General features: G+C 63.6%; 20 protein-coding genes, 2 tRNA genes and 1 pseudogene. 8 read left to right on the forward strand and 15 right to left on the reverse strand.

The window, feature by feature from the left end; all coding sequences use genetic code 11:
* Nucleotides 1-61: 61 nt before the first annotated feature.
* A complete protein-coding gene (locus AC5RVG_RS12615; RefSeq protein WP_494014081.1) occupies nucleotides 62-679 on the reverse strand; it encodes a hypothetical protein in 618 nt (205 codons plus the stop codon).
* Between the two features lie 432 nt (nucleotides 680-1,111).
* Between AC5RVG_RS12615 and cmtR the strand changes: the two genes are divergently transcribed.
* The 3 genes from cmtR to AC5RVG_RS12630 are packed head-to-tail and all read left to right on the forward strand — an operon-like array spanning nucleotide 1,112 to nucleotide 4,415.
* Complete coding sequence (gene cmtR, locus AC5RVG_RS12620; RefSeq protein WP_493999853.1) at nucleotides 1,112-1,465, forward strand: Cd(II)/Pb(II)-sensing metalloregulatory transcriptional regulator CmtR; 354 nt, start codon at nucleotides 1,112-1,114, stop codon at nucleotides 1,463-1,465.
* Nucleotides 1,462-2,130, forward strand: coding sequence for a cation efflux transmembrane domain-containing protein (locus tag AC5RVG_RS12625; RefSeq protein WP_493999854.1), 669 nt, complete (start codon nucleotides 1,462-1,464; stop codon nucleotides 2,128-2,130). The genes cmtR and AC5RVG_RS12625 overlap by 4 nt, the downstream gene beginning before the upstream one ends.
* A gap of 29 nt (nucleotides 2,131-2,159) precedes the next feature.
* Nucleotides 2,160-4,415, forward strand: coding sequence for a PEP/pyruvate-binding domain-containing protein (locus tag AC5RVG_RS12630; protein ID WP_494014082.1), 2,256 nt, complete (start codon nucleotides 2,160-2,162; stop codon nucleotides 4,413-4,415).
* Between the two features lie 28 nt (nucleotides 4,416-4,443).
* Here AC5RVG_RS12630 and AC5RVG_RS12635 read toward each other — a convergent pair.
* Nucleotides 4,444-4,628 (reverse strand): annotated as a pseudogene (locus AC5RVG_RS12635) (ArsR/SmtB family transcription factor); the annotation flags it as partial.
* A 38-nt stretch (nucleotides 4,629-4,666) separates the two neighbouring features.
* A complete protein-coding gene (locus AC5RVG_RS12640; RefSeq protein WP_494014083.1) occupies nucleotides 4,667-5,407 on the reverse strand; it encodes an aquaporin in 741 nt (246 codons plus the stop codon).
* A 46-nt stretch (nucleotides 5,408-5,453) separates the two neighbouring features.
* Here AC5RVG_RS12640 and AC5RVG_RS12645 point away from each other — a divergent pair, with 46 nt between their 5' ends.
* The 3 genes from AC5RVG_RS12645 to AC5RVG_RS12655 are packed head-to-tail and all read left to right on the forward strand — an operon-like array spanning nucleotide 5,454 to nucleotide 6,907.
* A complete protein-coding gene (locus AC5RVG_RS12645; protein WP_494014084.1) occupies nucleotides 5,454-6,128 on the forward strand; it encodes an arsenate reductase/protein-tyrosine-phosphatase family protein in 675 nt (224 codons plus the stop codon).
* 34 nt (nucleotides 6,129-6,162) lie between these two features.
* Complete coding sequence (locus AC5RVG_RS12650) at nucleotides 6,163-6,585, forward strand: arsenate reductase ArsC (RefSeq protein WP_494014085.1); 423 nt, start codon at nucleotides 6,163-6,165, stop codon at nucleotides 6,583-6,585.
* 34 nt (nucleotides 6,586-6,619) lie between these two features.
* Nucleotides 6,620-6,907, forward strand: coding sequence for a hypothetical protein (locus tag AC5RVG_RS12655; protein ID WP_494014086.1), 288 nt, complete (start codon nucleotides 6,620-6,622; stop codon nucleotides 6,905-6,907).
* Nucleotides 6,908-6,951: 44 nt separating this feature from the next.
* Here the strand turns inward: AC5RVG_RS12655 and AC5RVG_RS12660 are convergent, their stop codons facing one another.
* Nucleotides 6,952-7,572, reverse strand: coding sequence for a hypothetical protein (locus AC5RVG_RS12660; protein WP_494014087.1), 621 nt, complete (start codon nucleotides 7,570-7,572; stop codon nucleotides 6,952-6,954).
* 456 nt (nucleotides 7,573-8,028) lie between these two features.
* Between AC5RVG_RS12660 and AC5RVG_RS12665 the strand changes: the two genes are divergently transcribed.
* Complete coding sequence (locus AC5RVG_RS12665; protein ID WP_494014088.1) at nucleotides 8,029-8,661, forward strand: hypothetical protein; 633 nt, start codon at nucleotides 8,029-8,031, stop codon at nucleotides 8,659-8,661.
* 76 nt (nucleotides 8,662-8,737) lie between these two features.
* Here the strand turns inward: AC5RVG_RS12665 and AC5RVG_RS12670 are convergent, their stop codons facing one another.
* The 5 genes from AC5RVG_RS12670 to nrdH form a co-directional block, all read right to left on the reverse strand.
* A complete protein-coding gene (locus tag AC5RVG_RS12670; protein WP_494014089.1) occupies nucleotides 8,738-9,307 on the reverse strand; it encodes a hypothetical protein in 570 nt (189 codons plus the stop codon).
* A gap of 225 nt (nucleotides 9,308-9,532) precedes the next feature.
* Nucleotides 9,533-10,510, reverse strand: coding sequence for a class 1b ribonucleoside-diphosphate reductase subunit beta (nrdF, locus tag AC5RVG_RS12675; protein WP_493999860.1), 978 nt, complete (start codon nucleotides 10,508-10,510; stop codon nucleotides 9,533-9,535).
* A gap of 166 nt (nucleotides 10,511-10,676) precedes the next feature.
* A complete protein-coding gene (gene nrdE / locus AC5RVG_RS12680) occupies nucleotides 10,677-12,797 on the reverse strand; it encodes a class 1b ribonucleoside-diphosphate reductase subunit alpha (protein WP_494014137.1) in 2,121 nt (706 codons plus the stop codon).
* A gap of 17 nt (nucleotides 12,798-12,814) precedes the next feature.
* Nucleotides 12,815-13,297, reverse strand: a complete 483-nt coding sequence (nrdI, locus tag AC5RVG_RS12685) for a class Ib ribonucleoside-diphosphate reductase assembly flavoprotein NrdI (protein WP_494014090.1) — start codon at nucleotides 13,295-13,297, stop codon at nucleotides 12,815-12,817.
* 31 nt (nucleotides 13,298-13,328) lie between these two features.
* Nucleotides 13,329-13,571, reverse strand: coding sequence for a glutaredoxin-like protein NrdH (gene nrdH / locus AC5RVG_RS12690; protein ID WP_127513743.1), 243 nt, complete (start codon nucleotides 13,569-13,571; stop codon nucleotides 13,329-13,331).
* A gap of 633 nt (nucleotides 13,572-14,204) precedes the next feature.
* Here nrdH and AC5RVG_RS12695 point away from each other — a divergent pair.
* Nucleotides 14,205-15,128 carry a LysR family transcriptional regulator gene (locus AC5RVG_RS12695; protein WP_493999862.1) on the forward strand — a complete coding sequence of 308 codons (924 nt, stop codon included), beginning with the start codon at nucleotides 14,205-14,207 and terminating at the stop codon, nucleotides 15,126-15,128.
* A gap of 229 nt (nucleotides 15,129-15,357) precedes the next feature.
* Here AC5RVG_RS12695 and AC5RVG_RS12700 read toward each other — a convergent pair.
* From AC5RVG_RS12700 to AC5RVG_RS12725, 6 genes are all read right to left on the reverse strand, one after another.
* Nucleotides 15,358-15,430: transfer RNA gene (locus tag AC5RVG_RS12700), tRNA-Ala, on the reverse strand.
* Nucleotides 15,431-15,501: 71 nt separating this feature from the next.
* Nucleotides 15,502-15,574: transfer RNA gene (locus AC5RVG_RS12705), tRNA-Ala, on the reverse strand.
* A gap of 142 nt (nucleotides 15,575-15,716) precedes the next feature.
* The gene (rsfS, locus tag AC5RVG_RS12710) at nucleotides 15,717-16,103 is read right to left on the reverse strand and encodes a ribosome silencing factor (protein ID WP_493999863.1); all 387 of its coding nucleotides are present in this window, start codon (nucleotides 16,101-16,103) and stop codon (nucleotides 15,717-15,719) included.
* Between the two features lie 40 nt (nucleotides 16,104-16,143).
* Nucleotides 16,144-17,607 carry a hypothetical protein gene (locus AC5RVG_RS12715; RefSeq protein ID WP_494014091.1) on the reverse strand — a complete coding sequence of 488 codons (1,464 nt, stop codon included), beginning with the start codon at nucleotides 17,605-17,607 and terminating at the stop codon, nucleotides 16,144-16,146.
* A gap of 34 nt (nucleotides 17,608-17,641) precedes the next feature.
* Complete coding sequence (gene nadD, locus AC5RVG_RS12720; protein ID WP_494001261.1) at nucleotides 17,642-18,286, reverse strand: nicotinate-nucleotide adenylyltransferase; 645 nt, start codon at nucleotides 18,284-18,286, stop codon at nucleotides 17,642-17,644.
* Nucleotides 18,287-18,331: 45 nt separating this feature from the next.
* On the reverse strand, nucleotides 18,332-18,565 hold the full coding sequence (locus tag AC5RVG_RS12725) for a hypothetical protein (protein WP_493999865.1): 234 nt from the start codon (nucleotides 18,563-18,565) through the stop codon (nucleotides 18,332-18,334).
* Between the last annotated feature and the right edge of the window lie 104 nt (nucleotides 18,566-18,669).

The following is an 18,669-nucleotide window of genomic DNA, read 5'->3' on the forward strand; positions in this document are numbered from 1 at the left end:
ACTGACGCCCTCTAAGGCGCCATCCTCGGTTCCTCCTCCCCGGCCCGGGGAGGAGAACGTATTACTTCCCGGCCGCCTCGTCGAGCATTTCGCACAGATCGTGCACGTGCCGCGTGGTGTTCAGCAGGATATCCACCGATGTTGGCTCTTCTTCGGGGTCCTCGGACAGGTGGGCCTGAATACTCAGCCACCCCCGGTCATAATAGAAAAACTCCGGGAAGCCTTCTTCGGCCAGAGCCGCGGCGTCAACGTCGCTTAAGGGGTAAATAATCGAGGGACCCCTGAGTGAATCCGTGACGGTCAGCCGATCGGCCGAGAAATGTTGAACCATACGACCGGAGACGTCGAGTTCATCGATGAAGGCATCGTCCGAGGCGCGCGTCAGGTCCACGGTGGACCCGCCCCGGAACTTCACCACCGTTGACCCGTTCTCTTTTACCCAGGCCTTGTAGTGGACATCCCGGACGTCTCCAGCTTCCAGGGTGACGGTCGTGCCGCACACCTCAATCTCTATTGGAGCGTAGTAATCGTCGGGGACGGGCAGGTAGTGCCCCCCAGTGTCCTCGGGCAGCCAAGGGGCGGGGGTTTCCTCCTGGGGCGTTGCAATGGCCGGCGCGGTCCCCGCGGCGAGGGCAAGAGCAATGAAAATGGGCAGGCGCAGTGTCTTCTTGGTGATCATGATGGGGCTCCTGGGCGGGCAGGAGGCTTCTCGCTCATCCTGCAGGGAGATGCGTTGGATGCCGTAGTGGCGACAGGTCCGTTGAGTGAACCACGGTCCCTGCGTTCCTCCCCCAGCCAGGCGCACAGTGCGGTCAACCTACGCCTGCGGTTCTGCGACTGTCAACGAGTTCTGACGCAGTCCCACTACCCTCTCTCATTAAGGGTGTATAAAACCGTGCAAAAAGAAATGCACCGTTTCTCCCAGTTGCGAATGGGATATCAGGAGGCAGGCGATAACGTCACATCCAAAGGTGAGCATTAGGGGCGGAAGCGATGTCGATGCCCGAATTAAGGTTATTTCCCGCACCAGATTCTTCGAGTTATTGCCCATCCGAGCAGAGGCACCCCTTTTGGTTGTGCGATAGTTCAGCAACAACTGTATAGTCAGTCCATGCTGACTATAACTTCGAGGCTGGATGTCATGAATCGCCTAGGGCGGGCCATGGCCGATTCAAGCCGAGCATCCATCCTCATGACCCTGCTCAAGGGGCCAAGCTACCCTGCCGTCCTCGCGCGCAGCCTGAACTTGACGCGTTCGAATGTTTCCAATCACCTGACGTGCCTTCGTGATTGCGGCATCGTCATTGCCGAACCTGAAGGTCGGCAAACCCGGTACGAGATCGCCGACCCCCACCTGGCGAACGCTCTACGGGCCCTCGTTGAAGTGACACTGATGGTGGACGAAAACAAACCCTGCGCCGACCCTGCATGCCCGCTGCCCGGGTGCTGCGAGGGGTCCCGATGACAGCACCAACTGCGCTCTCTGCCGAGCGGCGTTTAGTACTGCACCGCCGTGTGCGACTCATTGTCGCTTCCACCATCACGTACAACCTGATCGAAGCCATTGTCGCGATCTGGGCCGGCTCCATGGCTTCGTCTGCCGCGCTCATCGGCTTCGGCCTCGATTCCATCATCGAGGTTCTCTCCGCGGCAGCGGTCGCCTGGCAGTTCACACGCAAAGATCCCGAACGTTGGGAGAAAGTGACTGTCCGCGCAATCGGGATTGCCTTTTTCGCCTTAGCGGCCTACGTCACCATAGACGCAGTACTGGCTCTCTCGGGCATTGAAAAGGTCGAGCACAGCCCCCTCGGCATCGGTATCGCTTCACTGAGTCTCATCGTGATGCCCGTGCTCGCGTGGTTCGAGTTCCGGACCGGGCGTGAGTTGAACTCGAAGAGCGTTCAGGCAGATGCCAAACAACTATTGCTCTGCATCTACTTGTCCGGGACTGTGCTGATTGGTCTACTTCTGAACACCTTGTTCGGGTGGACCTGGGCAGATTCGATCGCGGCTCTCGTGGTTGCAGCCCTTGCCGTCCGCGAAGGCATCGAGGCATGGAGGGGAGATGTCGAGTCGCCATTCGAGGTCTTCGAAGAACTCCGCGACGACGAAGAAGCAGACCGAGAATAACCAGGATGAGGGGCTCATGGAGAAGGCCGATGATGGGGATCAACGAAACGTTTCCGCGGCTTGGTGCAGTCAGCGCGGGGCCGGCAGTGCTGGGCACCAAAGCGGCCGTGCTCGATGCCCTCTCGGCGGAGGGATTCAATGTTCCGCCGGGCTTCGTGGTTACCTCAGAGGCCTCCGACCGGAACGACATCGCCAACGCCTTGCAGGACGCCGCCGACCTGATTGGTCCGGGGCCCTTTGCGGTCAGGTCCTCCGCGCCTGCCGAGGACCTGCCCGGCGCCTCGTATGCGGGCCTTTACGAGACGTACCTTAACGTCGCACGGGATGATCTCGAGGGTGCAATCAGGCGCTGCCTGGCGTCCGCTGCGCACTATCGGGTGGCGGCATATGAGTCAGCACGCGGAGCGTCAGGTCAGCCACAACCGGCGGCCGCTTCCATGGCGGTGCTCGTTCAACAGATGGTCCAGCCGCTGGCCGCCGGCGTCGCATTCACCTCCAATCCCCTCACCGGGGAGAGAGACGAAACCATCATCACTGCCGTCCAAGGACTCGGGGAATCCCTCGTGGCCGGCGACGCCGTCGGGGAACAATGGACTGTCCGGGCTCAGGACGCCGTCTGTACGCGGAACGCCGGCACCCTCACTCGAGTTCAGGCACGGGAAGTAGCGGAGCTGGCCCGCAATGTCGCGGCCCGTGCCGGAGTCCCGCAGGACATTGAATGGGCCATCGACCCGGCGGGCGTGCTGTTCCTTCTGCAGGCCCGCCCGATGACGGCCATGCCGGAGGTTGTCGATTGGGTGGCGCCAGGCAAAGGCCTGTGGTCACGAAACTTCCGCCTCGGTGAATGGCTGCCGGAACCGATGACGCCGCTGTTCCAGGACTGGCTCCTGCCCCGGATTGAGTCCGGATACCTTGACGGCATGCAGGCCGACGCCCGCGTGCGGGTGCCTTTCCGATATGCCTCCGTCAACGGGTGGTACTACAACTCCCCGCCGGTGCCGTCGCTAAGGCTTCTAGCACAAGCAATTTTCGACAGCCACGGCCGGGCACCCTGGTTCCTGTTCAACACTCTCATCCGCGTCTCCACCAATCCTGCCGCAGCGCATCACGCAGTTCTCCATGGCCTGGAACTGCGATGGCGCAACCAGCTGCTGCCCGATTACCGCGAGCTCGTGCGGAAGGCTGAACAGGAGGTCGATTCAGCATCCCGAGCCGGGATTGTCGAACTCGTGGATGCCGTGTGTCACCGGGCCGGAATCTATCTTTGGTCACTTGCCGTCGTCGGCGGATCTGCTTGGAAGATGGAAACCGCACTCGCCCGGTTCTGGCAGAAGCATCTGGCCGCGCCTCTCCACGGGACGGCGGCAGGAGAAACCGGACATCAGGCGCTCCTTCGCGGTCTGGCGGGGACCGCATCAGCACAGGTTTCCCACGCGGTCTACTCCCTGGACTGGTACCACCCCACCGCCGGAGAAGCAATGCCCCAGCACCGGAGCGTTGAACAACTGCCGGCTACCGGGAAGACCAAAGCTCTTCGCGTTCAGCGTGCCCAGACCGAAGCAACAGCACGCAAGGCACTCCAGGATCAACCAAAAGTACTCGCACGATTCAATGCCCTCGTTGAAGTGGCCCAACACTACGCGGTTCTGCGGGAAGAACAGTCTCGCGACCTAAGCCTGGGATGGCCGGTGCTGCGCCGCTGCGCCCGCCGCCTCGGCGAACTGTCGGCCGCCAGCGGCATCATCGAAGACGCATCGTACCTGCATTTCCTGAGGTTGGATGAGGTCACCCGACCGTCTGCGGGTGCGCGGCCGCCCGTGGCCAGCCGACGCGGCGCTTGGCAACGGCAGCGGAAACTCGTTGCACCGCTGACCTTGGGCAATCCCGGCAAGTTCATCGGCGATCCGATCGCCCGCGCAGTGGAAGCAGCAAGAAGTTCTCCTCACCTGCCGGAAGGGGCCATCGTAGGCCAACCGGCGAGCATTGGCCGGATCACAGCTATCGTCCGTGTCATGCATGGGCCGGAGGACTTCGACACCTTCCTCGACGGCGAGGTACTGGTCGCTAAGTCGACGGCGCCCGCGTGGACACCCCTCTTCGCCCGTGCGGCAGCGGTCGTCACGGACGGCGGCACCCTGGCTGCTCACGCCTCTCTGGTCGCCCGGGAATTCGGCATACCGGCTGTCGTCGGAACGGGAGACGCGACCCTCCTGCTTCGGACAGGACAACGCGTCACCGTCGACGGCGGTGCCGGCATCGTCCTGCCGATTCAGACGGACCCCTGACCCAGCCGTGGGCACGCTACTGTGGCGCTCAGAGGTCGGTCAGGAAGCCCGCGGCTTTGTCCAGGGCTCCGGGTGCCAGCGAGTAGTAGGCCCAGGTGCCCCGCTTTTCGCGGTTTAGCAGGCCGGCATCCACCAGGATTTTCAGGTGGTGGGAGACGGTGGGCTGGCCGAGGTCCAAGGGTTCGGTGAGATCAAAACGCACGATTCGCCGGAGGCCGATTCCGGCGGGCGCGCAACTCATGCTCTGAGGGTCAGGATCCGTCCTTCTGGGAAGGGTGCGGGACAACAACGTCGTCGGCCATGCGCGACGCCGCAGGGAAGAGGAGCACAAGGAGGCCGATACCCAATGCCGCACCGATGATCTGCGCCAGCACGAATCCGGGGACGGAGCTCGGAGCGATGCCGGCAAACGTGTCGCTGAAGATTCGGCCGACCGTTACCGCAGGGTTGGCGAAAGACGTCGAGGACGTGAACCAGTACGCCGCGCCAATGTACGCACCCACAGCGGGAGCCGCAAGGATACCCCTTCGAGTGGCAGCCAGGGAGAAGATCAGCAGAATGAGCCCGGCCGTCGCAACCACCTCGCCCAGCAACGTTCCCTCAGTGGCTCGATCCTTGGTCGAGACGGTCGTACCCACCTCAAACATGGCGTTGGCGAGTACGCTGCCGCCGATCCCGCCGACCATCTGCGCCACCAGATACGTACTCAATTCCGCAAGGGTCAAGCCGGTGCGGCTGCGCCGGCCCAGAAGCCAGTCCGCGAGCGAAACCATGGGATTGAAGTGAGCGCCGCTGACCGGCCCGAACATGAGGATCAGCACCGTGAGACCCAGCACCGTGGCGGTACTGTTCTGCAGCAGCTGCAGTCCCACATCGTTCGGGGACAGTTGCTGCGCGGCAATGCCCGAGCCGACGACGATGCAAACAAGCAGGGCCGTCCCGAGCAGCTCGGCGATTGCGCGGCGCCACAAGGGCGGCTGCTGTGAAGTCATGAGATCCAGCTTGACCGAATAAATTAACTCAGTCAAAATTGAATCAATGACTATTGAGCTAAACGGGGACTTTCAGGCGCGAGTTGCAAAACATGCCGCCCTCGCAGACCCTGCCCGCCTGCGGATTGTCGATCTGCTGACGCTCGGAGACTACTCACCGACGGAGCTTCAGGCGGAGCTCGGCATCCCCTCCAACCTGCTGTCCCACCACCTGCGCACCTTGGAAGCTGCCGGCCTCGCGACCCGCCGCCGCTCGGAGGCGGATAAGCGGCGCAGCTACATCAGACTCACCTCCGGGGCGCTGGAGTGGCTGTCGCCCCGGCGTGAACACGGCGTGCGCCGCGTCCTCTTCGTCTGCACGCGCAACAGTGCACGGTCTCAGCTCGCGACCGCCCTGTGGCGGCGCGTCAGTGAAATCCCTGCGACGTCGGCGGGCACGCGCCCGGCAGACCGCGTCGCCCAAGGGGCCGTCGACGTCGCGCATCGCCACGGCGTCGCCCTCGGGAACGCGACGCCGCGTCAGCTGGCTGAGGTTGCAACGAGTGCCGATTTCATCGTCACTGTGTGCGACAACGCGCACGAGGAACTCCCGAACCTGGAGGGAATTCACTGGTCTGTTCCGGACCCGCTCCGAGTGAACACCAGGGACGCTTTCGAACACGCCTTCCTCGACATCTCCACCCGCATCAGCGATCTCGCGCCACGCTTGCGCGCCGCCTGACCGGCCTGGGGCAAGACTAGCGCAGGAGAAACCCGTGAGCACCAATACCACCAAAAAGCCATCCGTCCTCTTCGTCTGCGTCCACAACGCAGGGCGTTCGCAGATGGCGGCGGCGTTCCTGACCAGCTTGTCCGAGGGCGCTATCGAAGTCCGCTCCGCCGGCTCCCAGCCCGCTGACAAGGTCAACCCGGCCGCAGTGGAGGCCATGGCTGAACTCGGCATCGACATGTCCGCCGAGATCCCGAAGGTCCTCACCACCGAGGCAGTGAAGGAGTCGGACGTCGTGATCACCATGGGCTGCGGCGACGAGTGCCCCTATTTCCCCTGCAAGCGCTACGAGGACTGGGTCTTGGAGGACCCGGCCGGGCAGGGTGTGGACGCTGTCCGCCCCATCCGCGACGAGATCAAGACCCGCATCGAGGGATTGATCGAATCCCTGATCCCGGCCACCAATTAGACCAACCCGACTTAGAGCATCAGGGGAGACTTTCGTGAGCACCGACATCCGCATCGAACAGCTGATCATCATCGGCTCCGGCCCCGCCGGCTACACCGCCGCGATCTCGGCCGTGCACTCGGCCGGGACCAAACCCGGCAGCGCGATCAACGCGTTTTCGGCCGATTCTCTGGCTGGGCGTGGCGTCGACAAGAGAGCTGAGAAGCCCAAACCCGTCAGTTCGAAGAGGCCGGTTTTGGCTTGCAGTCCCTGCAAGGGAATGGCGGTCGGGCTGGGTGCCCTTGCCTCCGTCGGCGCCAAGGCAGCGTCCTGCGCAACCTGAGCTCGTCTCATCTCCTTTGTAGCCTTAGGAGGCGGGTGGTGGCGTCACTCCCAGGCCGCCTCGTCGAGCATTTCGCACACATCGTGCACATGCCGGGTGGTGTTCAGCACAATATCCGAAGCGATCGGCTCCATCATCTCGGGGTCCTCAGAGAATTGGCTGTAGAAACCTAACCACCCCCGTGTGTAGTAGGCAAACTCCGGCAAACCTTCCTCGGCCATCGATTCGGCTTCTTCAGGGCTCGCTGCTGCCACAATCGAGCGCCCTCCCAGGAGATCAACAACGGTCAGCTCATCGGCTGAGATGTATTGATAAGCCAATCCGGAAATGTCGAGTTCGTCGATGAAGGCGCCATCCGAGGCACGGGTTAGGTCCACGGTGGCATCTCCTTTGAACTTCAGCACCGTGGACCCGTTCTGCTTCACCCGGGACTTGTAGTGAACATCCCGGACGTCTCCGGCTTCCATGGTGACGGTGGTGCCGCACGCCTCGAACTCTATAGGAGCGTAGTAGTCGTCGGGGACTGGCAAGTACTGCCCCCCGGTGTCCTCGGGCGGCCAAGGCGTGGGGGCTTCCTCCTGGGGCGTTGCAACGGCCGGCGCGGTCCCCGCAACGAGCGCGAGGGCAATGAAAATGGGCAGGCGCAGTGTTTTCTTGATGATCATGATGAGACTCCTGGCGTGGCAGGAGGGCTGCTCGCTCGTCCTGCACGGATATCCGTTGGATGCCGTAATGGCGACAGGTCCGTTGAGAGAACCACGGTCCCTGCGTTCCTTCCCCCAGCCAGGCGCACAGTGCGCCCAACGTACGTCTGCGGTTTTCCGAGTGTCAATGGGTTCCGGGGCAGTTTCACCACCCTCTTGAATAGAGGGTGAATTAGAACCGCTCAAGATCAAATGCATCCTTTTCTCCCACGTGCGAATGGGAAATCAGGAGGCAGGCGAGAACGTCACACCCAAAGGTGTACATTAGGGGCGGAAGCAATGTCGATGCTCATGTTAAGGTTTTCCCGCACCTAACTCTTCCACCGGTTGCCAAGGCGCCAATCGTTGACAGATCGAACGCGACTCACCTCTGCCCTCGTCTTTATCAAAATGATCAAGTGAACCAAAAGAGCCAGAGTGAACCAGCTTTCAACTAGCAAGGGCAACGTCTGGCATGAAGGGGTCGCAGCGCCTAAGTTGGGATTATCCGGTTCAATACTTACGTGCCGCGTCTGCGGTCGAGAGCAGGTGGTTGTGAGCGGGCGCGAGGAGTTCGAAGCATTGCTGGAATTGTTGTCAGCGGTGCGCAATTCGGTCCTGCGGTACCCCATGTCGGGCGTTGTGGACAGGACCGACCACGAAGGAAACATTGTTAGCACGAAAGTCCGCATCAGCGATGGCGAGCACAGCTGGAGCGTCGAAGGCGATGGCGGCAGCATCACGTTCAATCCCTCCGACGGCCGCGTCATCAGGACCGGCAACAGAGTCGAAACGATCGGATTCCAACGACCGGACTGGCTTCCTGATGAAATCCAGCTCTTTTATCCCCTCAGCATGCGCATCTGGGGCGGGCACCAAGACAACCAGCGCATCACGGGCGTGGAACGGCAAGAAGGTGGCATTCGTCTCTCGATGGTTTACATCGACGATGCAGAGTACACGGCGGAAGCAATGTTCAATCCGCAGCATAGTGTGATTACCGACTTCCGCACTGCGACCGACCGACTCTCGCTCCGTGATCTGCAAACCGACATACGAGTCGAAGGCTGACCAAAACCGAGATGGGAAGCCGCGTGTCCGGAGTTGCATGATGGGTCACGGGCGGACTTAAGCCCAACGGAGCGGGTTAGTCAGGCCGCACGACAGTGACCCCGTCCCCGGCAGGGCGTGCCGTGTCGACCGATGCCCCTGCCGATATTTGCCGCTTGATCTGCTCGAGCTCATCTTTGAGCAGATCAACGGTGACGCGATACTGGTCGAACTGCGCCGTCCGGCGCCTGGCCACGGAGTAACTGATGCCGGCCGCGAGGATGCCCAGCGGGAACGCCACCATCAGGGCCCAGCCGGACGCGGCAAGGAACTCGAGCGCTACGGGAAGCGCATGCCTGAAGGCCAGGAACTCGTTCACGCCACCGACGACTCCATCAAGAGCGGTGTCCAGCGGGCCCAGAAACTCCCCCACGACAGGCGTCCCGGAAAGCGACGGAGCGCTCAGCGGCGGTTCTCCCCCTGTGGACCAGCGTGAATCACGGAAATGGTTCAGGACGTAGATCCCGGCAACCGCATTAAGGGCCGCGAAGAGGAGGACGGAACCAAGAACAGTCCAATGAAGCCTGCGGGGACGCCACGCGCCGGCCACTAGCGCAAAGACGGCGGCCGCACACCAGGAAAAGACGCGGAGTTCGTCGCGGCTCATCCCGCCCAAGAGATCCAAGATATTCTCCGCCCCTCACAGTTGGAATCGATGGTTGTTCCGGTTACAAGCGCGCCTGTCCCAGTCACTTCCGGCCGTTCCCGAAGGCAGCTAAAGGAACGGCCTACCTGAGCGTTGCTCAGATAGGCCGTTCATATTACCCGGAGGCGACCATCTTGCTGGGACGGCCGCGATCCCCCAATGGAAGAAAGAGGGAGGGAGGAGGACCTAGAAGTCCCAGTCTTCGTCTTCGGTGTTGACGGCCTTGCCGATCACGTAGGAGGAGCCGGAGCCGGAGAAGAAGTCGTGGTTCTCGTCCGCGTTGGGGCTCAGGGCGGAGAGGATGGCCGGGTTCACGTCGGTCACGGTGGACGGGAACATGGCCTCGTAGCCCAGGTTCATCAGCGCCTTGTTGGCGTTGTAGTTCAGGAACTTCTTGACGTCCTCGGACAGGCCGACGGCGTCGTAGAGGTCGTGGGTGTACTGCACCTCGTTCTCGTACAGCTCGTAGAGCAGCTCGAAGGTGTAGTCCTTCAGCTCCTGCTTGCGCGCCTCGGACTCCCCCTCGACGCCCTTCTGGAACTTGTAGCCGATGTAGTAACCGTGCACCGCCTCGTCGCGGATGATCAGCCGGATCAGGTCCGCGGTGTTGGTCAGCTTGGCCCGTGAGGACCAGTACATCGGCAGGTAGAAGCCTGAGTAGAACAGGAAGGACTCCAGCAGCGTGGAGGCGACCTTGCGCTTGAGCGGGTCATCGCCGTAGTAGTAGCCCTCGATGATCCGGGCCTTCTTCTGCAGGTTCTCGTTCTCGGTGGACCACCGGAACGCCTCGTCGATCTCCTTGGTGGAGCACAAGGTGGAGAAGATCGACGAATAGCTCTTGGCATGCACCGACTCCATGAACGCGATGTTCGTGTAGACGGCTTCCTCATGCGGAGTCAGCGCATCCGGGATCAGGCTGACGGCGCCGACTGTTCCCTGGAGCGTGTCCAGCAGGGTCAGGCCGGTGAAGACGCGCATGGTGAGCAGCTTTTCGTCTTCGGTCAACGTGCCCCAGGACTGCACATCATTGGACAGCGGGACCTTTTCGGGCAGCCAGAAGTTGTTGCAGAGCCGGTTCCAGACCTCAACGTCCTTCTCGTCCTCGATCCGGTTCCAGTTGATCGCTTCCACGTGGTGCAGAAGCTTGACCTTCTCGGCTGACATCGCGTCCCCTTCTTCCCAAAGTCTGTCTTGTTCCATAGTGCCCGAATGCCGGCCGCGGTGCGGCCGGCTGGGCCAGCGGGTGGTGGCCGGATGTCCGGCTTCCCGTCGGCGCCCGTACGACGGCGGGCGGGCACCCGCCGTCGTACTTTTCAGTTGTCCGGGTCTGCTACAGCATGCAGCTGACGCAGCCCTCTACCTCGGTCCCCTCCAGCGCGAGCTGGCGGAGCCGGATGTAGTAGATGGTCTTGATGCCCTTGCGCCAGGCGTAGATCTGCGCCTTGTTGATATCGCGGGTGGTGGCGGTGTCCTTAAAGAACAGCGTCAGCGACAGGCCCTGGTCCACGTGCTGGGTGGCCGCGGCGTAGGTGTCGATGATCTTCTCGTAGCCGATTTCGTAGGCGTCCTGGTAGTACTCCAGGTTGTCGTTGGTCAGGTACGGGGCCGGGTAGTACACGCGGCCCAGCTTGCCTTCCTTGCGGATCTCGATCTTGGAGGCCACCGGGTGGATCGAGGACGTGGAGTTGTTGATGTAGGAGATCGAACCGGTGGGCGGGACGGCCTGCAGGTTCTGGTTGTAGATCCCGTGCTCCATGACGGAGGCCTTCAGCTCCCGCCAGTCGGCCTGGGTGGGGATTTCCACGTGGGCGAAGAGCTCCTTGACCCGGTCGGTCTGCGGCACCCATTCCTGCTCGGTGTACTTGTCGAAGAACTCGCCCGAGGCGTACTTGGACTTCTCGAACCCGCCGAAGGTCTGGCGGTGTTCGATCGCGAGCTTGTTCGAGGCACGCAACGCGTGGAACAGCACCGTGTAAAAGTAGATGTTGGTGAAGTCCAGGCCTTCCTCGGAACCGTAATGGACCCGCTCGCGGGCCAGGTAGCCGTGCAGGTTCATCTGGCCCAGGCCGATGGCGTGCGACTGCAGGTTGCCTTTGGCGATCGAGGGCACCGAGTTGATGTAGGACATGTCCGACACCGCGGTGAGCGCGCGGATGGCGGTCTCGATGGAGGTGCCGAAGTCGGGCGAGTCCATGGTCTTGGCGATGTTCATCGAGCCGAGGTTGCAGGAAATGTCCTTGCCGATTTCGGCGTAGGTGAGGTCCTCGTTGTACAGCGACGGCGAGGAAACCTGCAGGATCTCCGAGCAGAGGTTGGACATGATGATCTTGCCGTGGATCGGGTTGGCGCGGTTCACCGTGTCCTCGAACATGATGTACGGGTAGCCCGATTCGAACTGGATCTCGGCCAGCGTCTGGAAGAACTCGCGGGCGCTGATCTTGGTCTTCTTGATCCGGCTGTCGTCGACCATCTCGTAGTACTTCTCGGAGACGGAGATATCCGAGAACGGCACCCCGTAGACGCGTTCGACGTCGTACGGGGAGAACAGGTACATGTCCTCGTTCTTCTTCGCCAGCTCGAACGTGATGTCCGGGACGACAACGCCCAGCGAGAGCGTCTTGATCCGGATCTTTTCGTCGGCGTTCTCGCGCTTGGTGTCCAGGAAGCGGTAGATGTCCGGGTGGTGGGCATGCAGGTACACCGCGCCGGCACCCTGGCGGGCGCCGAGCTGGTTGGCGTAGGAGAAGCTGTCTTCGAGCAGCTTCATGACCGGGATGACGCCGGAGGACTGGTTCTCGATCTGCTTGATCGGCGCGCCGTGCTCGCGGATGTTGGTCAGCGACAGCGCGACGCCGCCGCCGCGCTTGGACAGCTGCAGGGCGGAGTTGATGCCGCGGGCGATCGACTCCATGTTGTCTTCGATGCGCAGCAGGAAGCAGGAGACCAGCTCGCCGCGCTGTTTCTTGCCCGCGTTCAGGAACGTGGGCGTGGCCGGCTGGAAGCGGCCGTCGATGATCTCGTCCACCAGGCGGTTCGCCAGTTCCTCGTCGCCCCTGGCCAGGTGAAGGGCCACCATGCAGACACGGTCTTCGTAGCGCTCCAGGAAACGCTTGCCGTCGAAGGTCTTGAGCGTGTAGGACGTGTAGAACTTGAACGCGCCCAGGAAAGTCTCGAAGCGGAACTTTTTCTTGTAGGCCCGGTCGTAGAGCGACCGGACAAAGTTCATCGTGTACTGGTCGAGCGTCTCGCGCTCGTAGTAGTCGTTCTTGATCAGGTAGTCGAGTTTTTCTTCCAGGTCATGGAAGAACACGGTGTTGTTGTTAACGTGCTGCAGGAAGTACTGGCGGGCAGCTTCGCGGTCGGCCTCGAACTGGATCTTCCCGTCCGGACCGTAAAGGTTGAGCATGGCATTGAGTTCGTGGTAGCCCAGTCCCTTAAATGCCGCCGGCAATTCTGCCTTGGCATCGGCTACGGCTGCGGGTGCAACTGTCGTTTCCAAAAGTGTTCCAATCCTTGCTTGACCCGGTCGACGTCCTCGGACGTGCCCATGAGTTCGAATCGATAGAGAAGGGGCACCTGGCACTTTGCGGCGATCTTCTCCGCCGCCAGGCAGTACGTTGTGCCGAAGTTCGTGTTGCCGGAGCCGATCACTCCACGGAGCAGGCGCCGGTTCTCCTCGCGGTTGAGGAATTTGATGACCTGTGGCGGAATCGAGTTCCGGCCGGATTCGCCGCCGTACGTCGGCAGTACCAGGACGAACGGCCGGAGCGCGTGCAGCGTCTCCTGCTGGGTGCGCAGCGGGATCCGTGCCGCCGGCAGCCCCAGCTTTTGCATGAAGCGGTCGGTGTAGCCGGAGGCGGAGGAGAAATAGATCAGGTCCGTCTCGGCGGTCCCGCCGGTTGCCGGACCCGCCTCACGCCTGGCGGCCTCACTCATCAGCAGCTCGGTCATGGCGTTTGGTTCTGGTTCCGAACGAATCCGCTCAGGCTACCGAGGCAGCGGCCTGGGCCAGCTCCTCGATCTTGTCCGGGCGGAACCCGGACCAGTGGTCCTGCTCGGTGACGACGACGGGCGCCTGCATGTAACCAAGGGAACGGACACGCTCCAGCGCTTCCGGATCCTGGGACAGGTCAACGCTCTGGTAGGCGATGCCCTTCTTGTCCAGAGCCCGGTACGTGGCATTGCACTGCACGCATGCTGGCTTGGTGTAAACCGTTACAGTCATGGTCCTTCTCCCCTAATTCTCGGTACGGCGTTCTGCTGTTTTCTGGCTGTGCGGCTGTCCCTGAGAAGAACCCGCGCTCGCTGTCCGCCAGCGGTTCCAATACTACATCTAGTGGACTCGGCCGTTCGGAACCCCAAGATGATGTATTACAAGTATGTCATTCCGTGCCCACCTTCGTCCACAGCCCATGGGGATATTTTCGGGGGTTAAACAGTTGATATTCCGGCCTTTCCAGGGCGCCATCCACAGCCTGTGGATGGGCTACCCACAACTCCGGAAAGTCTCGTGTCGCCGTTTCGTCGGCGTGTCGCCCCTAGTTCCGGGACCACTAGATGTTGTGGTCCCCGGCTTCCCGTCGTTTATTCTGCTGCCGCTCCCGTACTCGGGACCTTAGCGGCCGCCTCGGACAATCGGCCGGACGATACGGCCGGTTCCATGCTCCGTGGTGGGGCGGGCTTTCACCCCGTGACTGCCCGTGCAGCGCGTCCCGGGGTTCGAACCACTCCTCGCGTGAATGCGGCACCCTTAACACAACGCTGTGGCGGCCCGCGGCATTCCTCCAAGTGCGGCCCGCGGCTCTCGCAGAGCCCAAGGTAGGCTTAGCGCAAGGGTGAATGAGCCACAGGAGGGCTGATGGTCAACACGGTGCACCTGCGCACCTTGCTCGAAGTGACCCGGCGCGGGTCGTTTGCCGCGGCCGCGGCCAACCTGGGCTATACGGCCTCGGCCGTTTCGCAGCAGATGTCCGCGCTGGAGCGCGAGACGGGCGCCAAGCTGTTCGAGCGCTCGGCGCGCAGCGTGCAGCCGACCGAAACGGCGATGGTGATGTCCCGGCACGCGGCCAAGGTCCTCACGGACATCGATGCGCTGCTGGCTGCCACCGCCCGCAGCCAGGACACCAGCACGCAGGAGGTCAGGCTCGGGATCTTTCCCAGCCTGGCCACCTACGTACTCCCCCGGTTGCTGCAGGCCCCCGGATGGCCGGGCCTGGGGATCAACCTCAAGGTATCCGTCGCCGAACCGGGCCAGACGATCCAGGGGTTGCGGGCCGGCGGCGGACTCGACGTCGCCCTGGTGTTCCAGGTCGGCCAGGGCGGGCTGGCCTGGCCCAACACGGTGAGCCGGCAATGGATCGGCGACGACAATTTCAGGGTGGTACTGCCCGAATCATGGGGCATTCGGCCCGGGGCTTCGGTGACGGCCTCCCAGTTGGCGGAGATGCCCTGGATCATGCACCATCCCGGCACGGCGGACGCCACCGTGATCGAGCGCCTCTTCGCCAGCTGCAACCTCCACCCGCGGGTGGTCGCCTACTGCGACGACTTCAACGCCAGCCTCGCCATGGCCGCCGCGGGTCTGGGCGCCGCGCTGGTTCCGGAGCTCGCCATGCACAACGGGCCCGACGGCATCGTGGTGCTGGACGTCCCGGAAATCCGGCTGGCACGGAACATCTTTGCGCTGCTGATCAACGACCGGCAGAACGCCCAGCTCGGCCTCTTCATGGACCAGCTGTCGGTGATCCTGCGCGACATGAGCATCACGACCAGACGCACCTGAGGGCTTCGCCAGGGCAGGCGCCGCCGGTCCCCGCCACGGGTTGTTTCTTTCCCAACCGGAGCAACGGCGCGTTCGCCCACAGCTGAATCTGTGCGAAGATCCGCAGGAAAAGGTAGGAGCACAGCGCTTTCGCCTTGAAGTACCGGGGGTTTGAAGGAGTTGTGGCGCTTGGCGGATACGAAAAGGTCCGGTGCAAACAGTTTGTTTGCACCGGACCTTCGCTGATGGGTGGAGCTGAGGGGACTCGAACCCCTGACCCCCTGCATGCCATGCAGGTGCGCTACCAGCTGCGCCACAGCCCCTGGAATGGAATGATTCGCCGAACCGGCGATATATTCCGCTGCGTGAATATCACCGATGGTGCTTCACGGAGTGGAGCTGAGGGGACTCGAACCCCTGACCCCCTGCATGCCATGCAGGTGCGCTACCAGCTGCGCCACAGCCCCGTTATCCTCGCGGATTCCGCGCCGCTTCCTTCGAAGCAACTTGAATATTCTATGCAGAGACTCGCACGGATTCCAAATCAGCGGATGGTTCCGGGCGGCCGGCGGAGGATCGGTTCCGGCCGGCAGCACCCATCCGCCCCGGCTACTCCGTGTCCGTCGATGCGGCCTTCGCGTCCAACTGCAAGTCGATGAACGGGCAATCCTTCCACAGACGCTCCAGGGCATAGAAGACACGGTCTTCCTGATGCTGGACGTGGATGACCACGCCTGCGTAGTCGAGCAGCACCCAGCGCCCCTCGGACCGGCCTTCGCGGCGGACCGGTCGCAGGTCCTGCTTGTGCAGCTCCTCTTCGATGCCGTCGACGATGGCGTTGACCTGCCGCTCGGTGGGTGCCGAGGCGATGAGGAACACGTCGGTGATCGCCAGCCGTTCGCTGACGTCGATGGCGACGATGTCTTCGGCGATTTTGTCGCTGGCTGCCTTCGCGGCAGTGCGCGCGATGGCGATTGAGCTCTCGGGTGCGGTCATGTGTCTCCTTGGAATGTGAACCAGCGATTGAGCGGCGGCCTTAGCCGCCAAAAATACCGAGCATCATGGCGATGCCCGCCGCGAACGCAGCGGCGCCGAGCACCAGCGCACCACCGACTGCGAGCCTCACCCGGCGGACCCGGTCGAGCCCTGCCGTCCGGGCGTCGAGGGGGTCCAGCCCGTAGGCGCTGCTGGCCTTGAGCGGATGGATGGTGGCACCGCGCCCTTCGGCCAGCGCTTCGGCCTGGGCCAGGATCTTCGATCGCGGCGGTGCCGACGCGGCCGTGTCCACCGGCGTCGGAACGGGTTTCCGGTCCTGCCCCGCCGGCTTCCCTGATCCTGCCGGCACAGCCTGGGTCGCCGCCGGCGGTTGCGGCTTGACCGTTTCGGGTGCCGGCTTCCGGCGGGCGGGAACCTGCTGCCGGCCGGGCGGGGCCTGCGCCGGAGCGGACGGTGCTTGGTTTGGAGCGGGTGTCGTCACCACCGGAACGTAGGATGTCGACGACGGCCGGAGCACGTGCCGGTCGGTCCCCGGGACGGCCACGAATTCCATCGGTGCGGAGGCAATGTCCGCCGCCGGCCGCTCCATGGCCGTGTGCCGGCGCTGTTCGTTTTCGTCGCTGAGCCGCTTCTTGTCCGCGGCCCTGCGGTTCAGGACGGCGGCACGCTCGGCGAGGGCCTTTTGCTGGGCCAGCAGTTCCAGGTCCACGTCATGCGGGTCCTGCTCCTGCCGGGATTCCATCATGGCCACCATGTTCTTGGCCTGGCCCATCAGCAGATCGCGGGCGGCCAGCGCCTGCTCAACGGTCATCTCGCCGGCGTCGACGGCCTCGCGCGCGGCCTCCGAGAGCGGCTTGTCCGGCGCGGAGGCAGGAGACTGGACCGGATGCCGGCCGGTGTCCCCGCTGCGCCGGGCCCGTCGCCCGCCCTCGATCGGCGGTCGCTGCGGCTCATACGGGACATCCGCCGGCGCGTCCGAGGTCCGGGCGCGCGCGTCTGCCGCGCCGGCCGGGGCACCAGATGTCCGTGCCCGCGCGCCGGCCGGAGCGCCCGACGTGCGCGCGGGGCTGCCCGCCGGGGCGGCGGCGACGGTGGGGTTCCCGGGCCGGTCCCCGGGCCGGTCCCCGGTCGGGGCGCCGGACGTGGGGAGGCGGTTCTCGCGCTCCAACTGCTGTTGGCGCAGCTGGCGCCGGGTGGGAATCTGTTCCTGCTCGGGCGCCGGGATCTTGGGCAGCGCCTCGGTCAGGGTCTTGAGCGCACGGCGGGCCTCACGCTCGCGGGCGCGGGTCTGCGAAGACCGCTCGCCCTGGCGTTCGCGGGACTCCGTCCGGCTGTCGCCGGCCGGCGCCTGGGCAACTTCTCCCCCGCCATCGGCCGTGGCAGCTGCCTGGGCATCCGGTGCCTGGGAGACGTCCCCGGAGGCGTTCTCCGGACCCGTACCGGCGCCGTCGCGCTGCCGCCGGATGTCCCGGCGGCTGGGCGGCGGCTGGGATTGATTGCTCATGCTTTGCTGATCACCCAGAAGTAAACGACTGATTTCATTGGCTTGGTTGCAGTTGGCTCAGGGCGACGGCGCCGTCCGGCGCGCGCCGGTAGAGACCATACTTGGCTATGTACTGTACTACGCCGTCCGGCACCAGGTACCAGACCGGCTGGTTCTCGGCCACGCGCTCCCGGCAGTCCGTGGAGGAAATGGCCATCGCCGGAACCTCCAACAGGCTCACATCCTTGCGGCCCAAATCGTGCAGCTCGTGGCCCGGCCGGGTCACTCCGACGAAGTGCGCCAACGACCACAGCTCGTCAATGTCCTTCCAGGACATGATCTGCGCCAGCGCGTCCGCGCCGGTGATGAAGAACAGTTCCGCGTCGGGACGCCTCGCGCGCAGGTCCCGCAGCGTGTCGATGGTGTAGGTCAGGCCCGGGCGTTCAATGTCCACCCTGCTCACCGTGAACTGCGGATTCGATGCGGTGGCGATCACCGTCATCAGGTAGCGGTGCTCGGCCGGACTGACCTCGCGTCCGCTCTTCTGCCAGGGCTGGCCGGTGGGCACGAAGACCACCTCGTCCAGACCGAAGACCGACGCCACTTCGCTGGCCGCCACGAGGTGCCCGTGGTGGATCGGGTCAAACGTTCCGCCCATGACGCCCAGCCGGAGCTTGCGCCCCGGGTAAGTGAGGTGCAGGTCTCCGGCGTGCGGGGCTTTGACGGGCAGCGCGGACACGAACGGCTAGCGGCGCGCGGCCTGGCCGTGATCGTGCTTGTTCGGATGCTGGCGGTGCGGGTCAACGTGCTCCTCGACCGCCGAGTGGCGCTGTCCGACGCTGGTGAACGCGATGGTCGCGAACATCATGATCAGGAAGGCGGCCATGAAACCGGCGCCGATCGCCCAGGCGGGGACCGGTAGTTCGACGTGGGCGGCTTCGCTGGCCACGAGTGCGGCGTCGAGGACCTGAGACAGCATGATTCTCCCTTGCGGTTCTTCAGCCCGGCCGCGCGCAGGCGGACGGGATATGGCTTCCTACTTATGGTACGCGTTCCGGGCGCGGAACCGTGATTCGGCCGGAG

The sequence above is a fragment of the Arthrobacter senegalensis genome, assembly GCF_059091765.1.

Bases quoted from the DNA above. Each gene is read 5' to 3' on its own strand.
- AC5RVG_RS12640 (WP_494014083.1), bottom strand. From the start codon at position 5,407: ATGACTTCACAGCAGCCGCCCTTGTGGCGCCGCGCAATCGCCGAGCTG.
- AC5RVG_RS12615 (WP_494014081.1), bottom strand. From the start codon at position 679: ATGATCACCAAGAAGACACTGCGCCTGCCCATTTTCATTGCTCTTGCC.
- rsfS (WP_493999863.1), bottom strand. From the start codon at position 16,103: ATGACCGCACCCGAGAGCTCAATCGCCATCGCGCGCACTGCCGCGAAG.
- AC5RVG_RS12630 (WP_494014082.1), top strand. From the start codon at position 2,160: ATGATGGGGATCAACGAAACGTTTCCGCGGCTTGGTGCAGTCAGCGCG.
- nrdH (WP_127513743.1), bottom strand. From the start codon at position 13,571: ATGACTGTAACGGTTTACACCAAGCCAGCATGCGTGCAGTGCAATGCC.
- AC5RVG_RS12660 (WP_494014087.1), bottom strand. From the start codon at position 7,572: ATGATCATCAAGAAAACACTGCGCCTGCCCATTTTCATTGCCCTCGCG.
- AC5RVG_RS12695 (WP_493999862.1), top strand. From the start codon at position 14,205: ATGGTCAACACGGTGCACCTGCGCACCTTGCTCGAAGTGACCCGGCGC.
- nrdF (WP_493999860.1), bottom strand. From the start codon at position 10,510: ATGTCAGCCGAGAAGGTCAAGCTTCTGCACCACGTGGAAGCGATCAAC.
- cmtR (WP_493999853.1), top strand. From the start codon at position 1,112: ATGCTGACTATAACTTCGAGGCTGGATGTCATGAATCGCCTAGGGCGG.
- nrdI (WP_494014090.1), bottom strand. From the start codon at position 13,297: ATGACCGAGCTGCTGATGAGTGAGGCCGCCAGGCGTGAGGCGGGTCCG.
- AC5RVG_RS12625 (WP_493999854.1), top strand. From the start codon at position 1,462: ATGACAGCACCAACTGCGCTCTCTGCCGAGCGGCGTTTAGTACTGCAC.
- AC5RVG_RS12715 (WP_494014091.1), bottom strand. From the start codon at position 17,607: ATGAGCAATCAATCCCAGCCGCCGCCCAGCCGCCGGGACATCCGGCGG.
- AC5RVG_RS12725 (WP_493999865.1), bottom strand. From the start codon at position 18,565: ATGCTGTCTCAGGTCCTCGACGCCGCACTCGTGGCCAGCGAAGCCGCC.
- AC5RVG_RS12645 (WP_494014084.1), top strand. From the start codon at position 5,454: ATGACTATTGAGCTAAACGGGGACTTTCAGGCGCGAGTTGCAAAACAT.
- AC5RVG_RS12670 (WP_494014089.1), bottom strand. From the start codon at position 9,307: ATGAGCCGCGACGAACTCCGCGTCTTTTCCTGGTGTGCGGCCGCCGTC.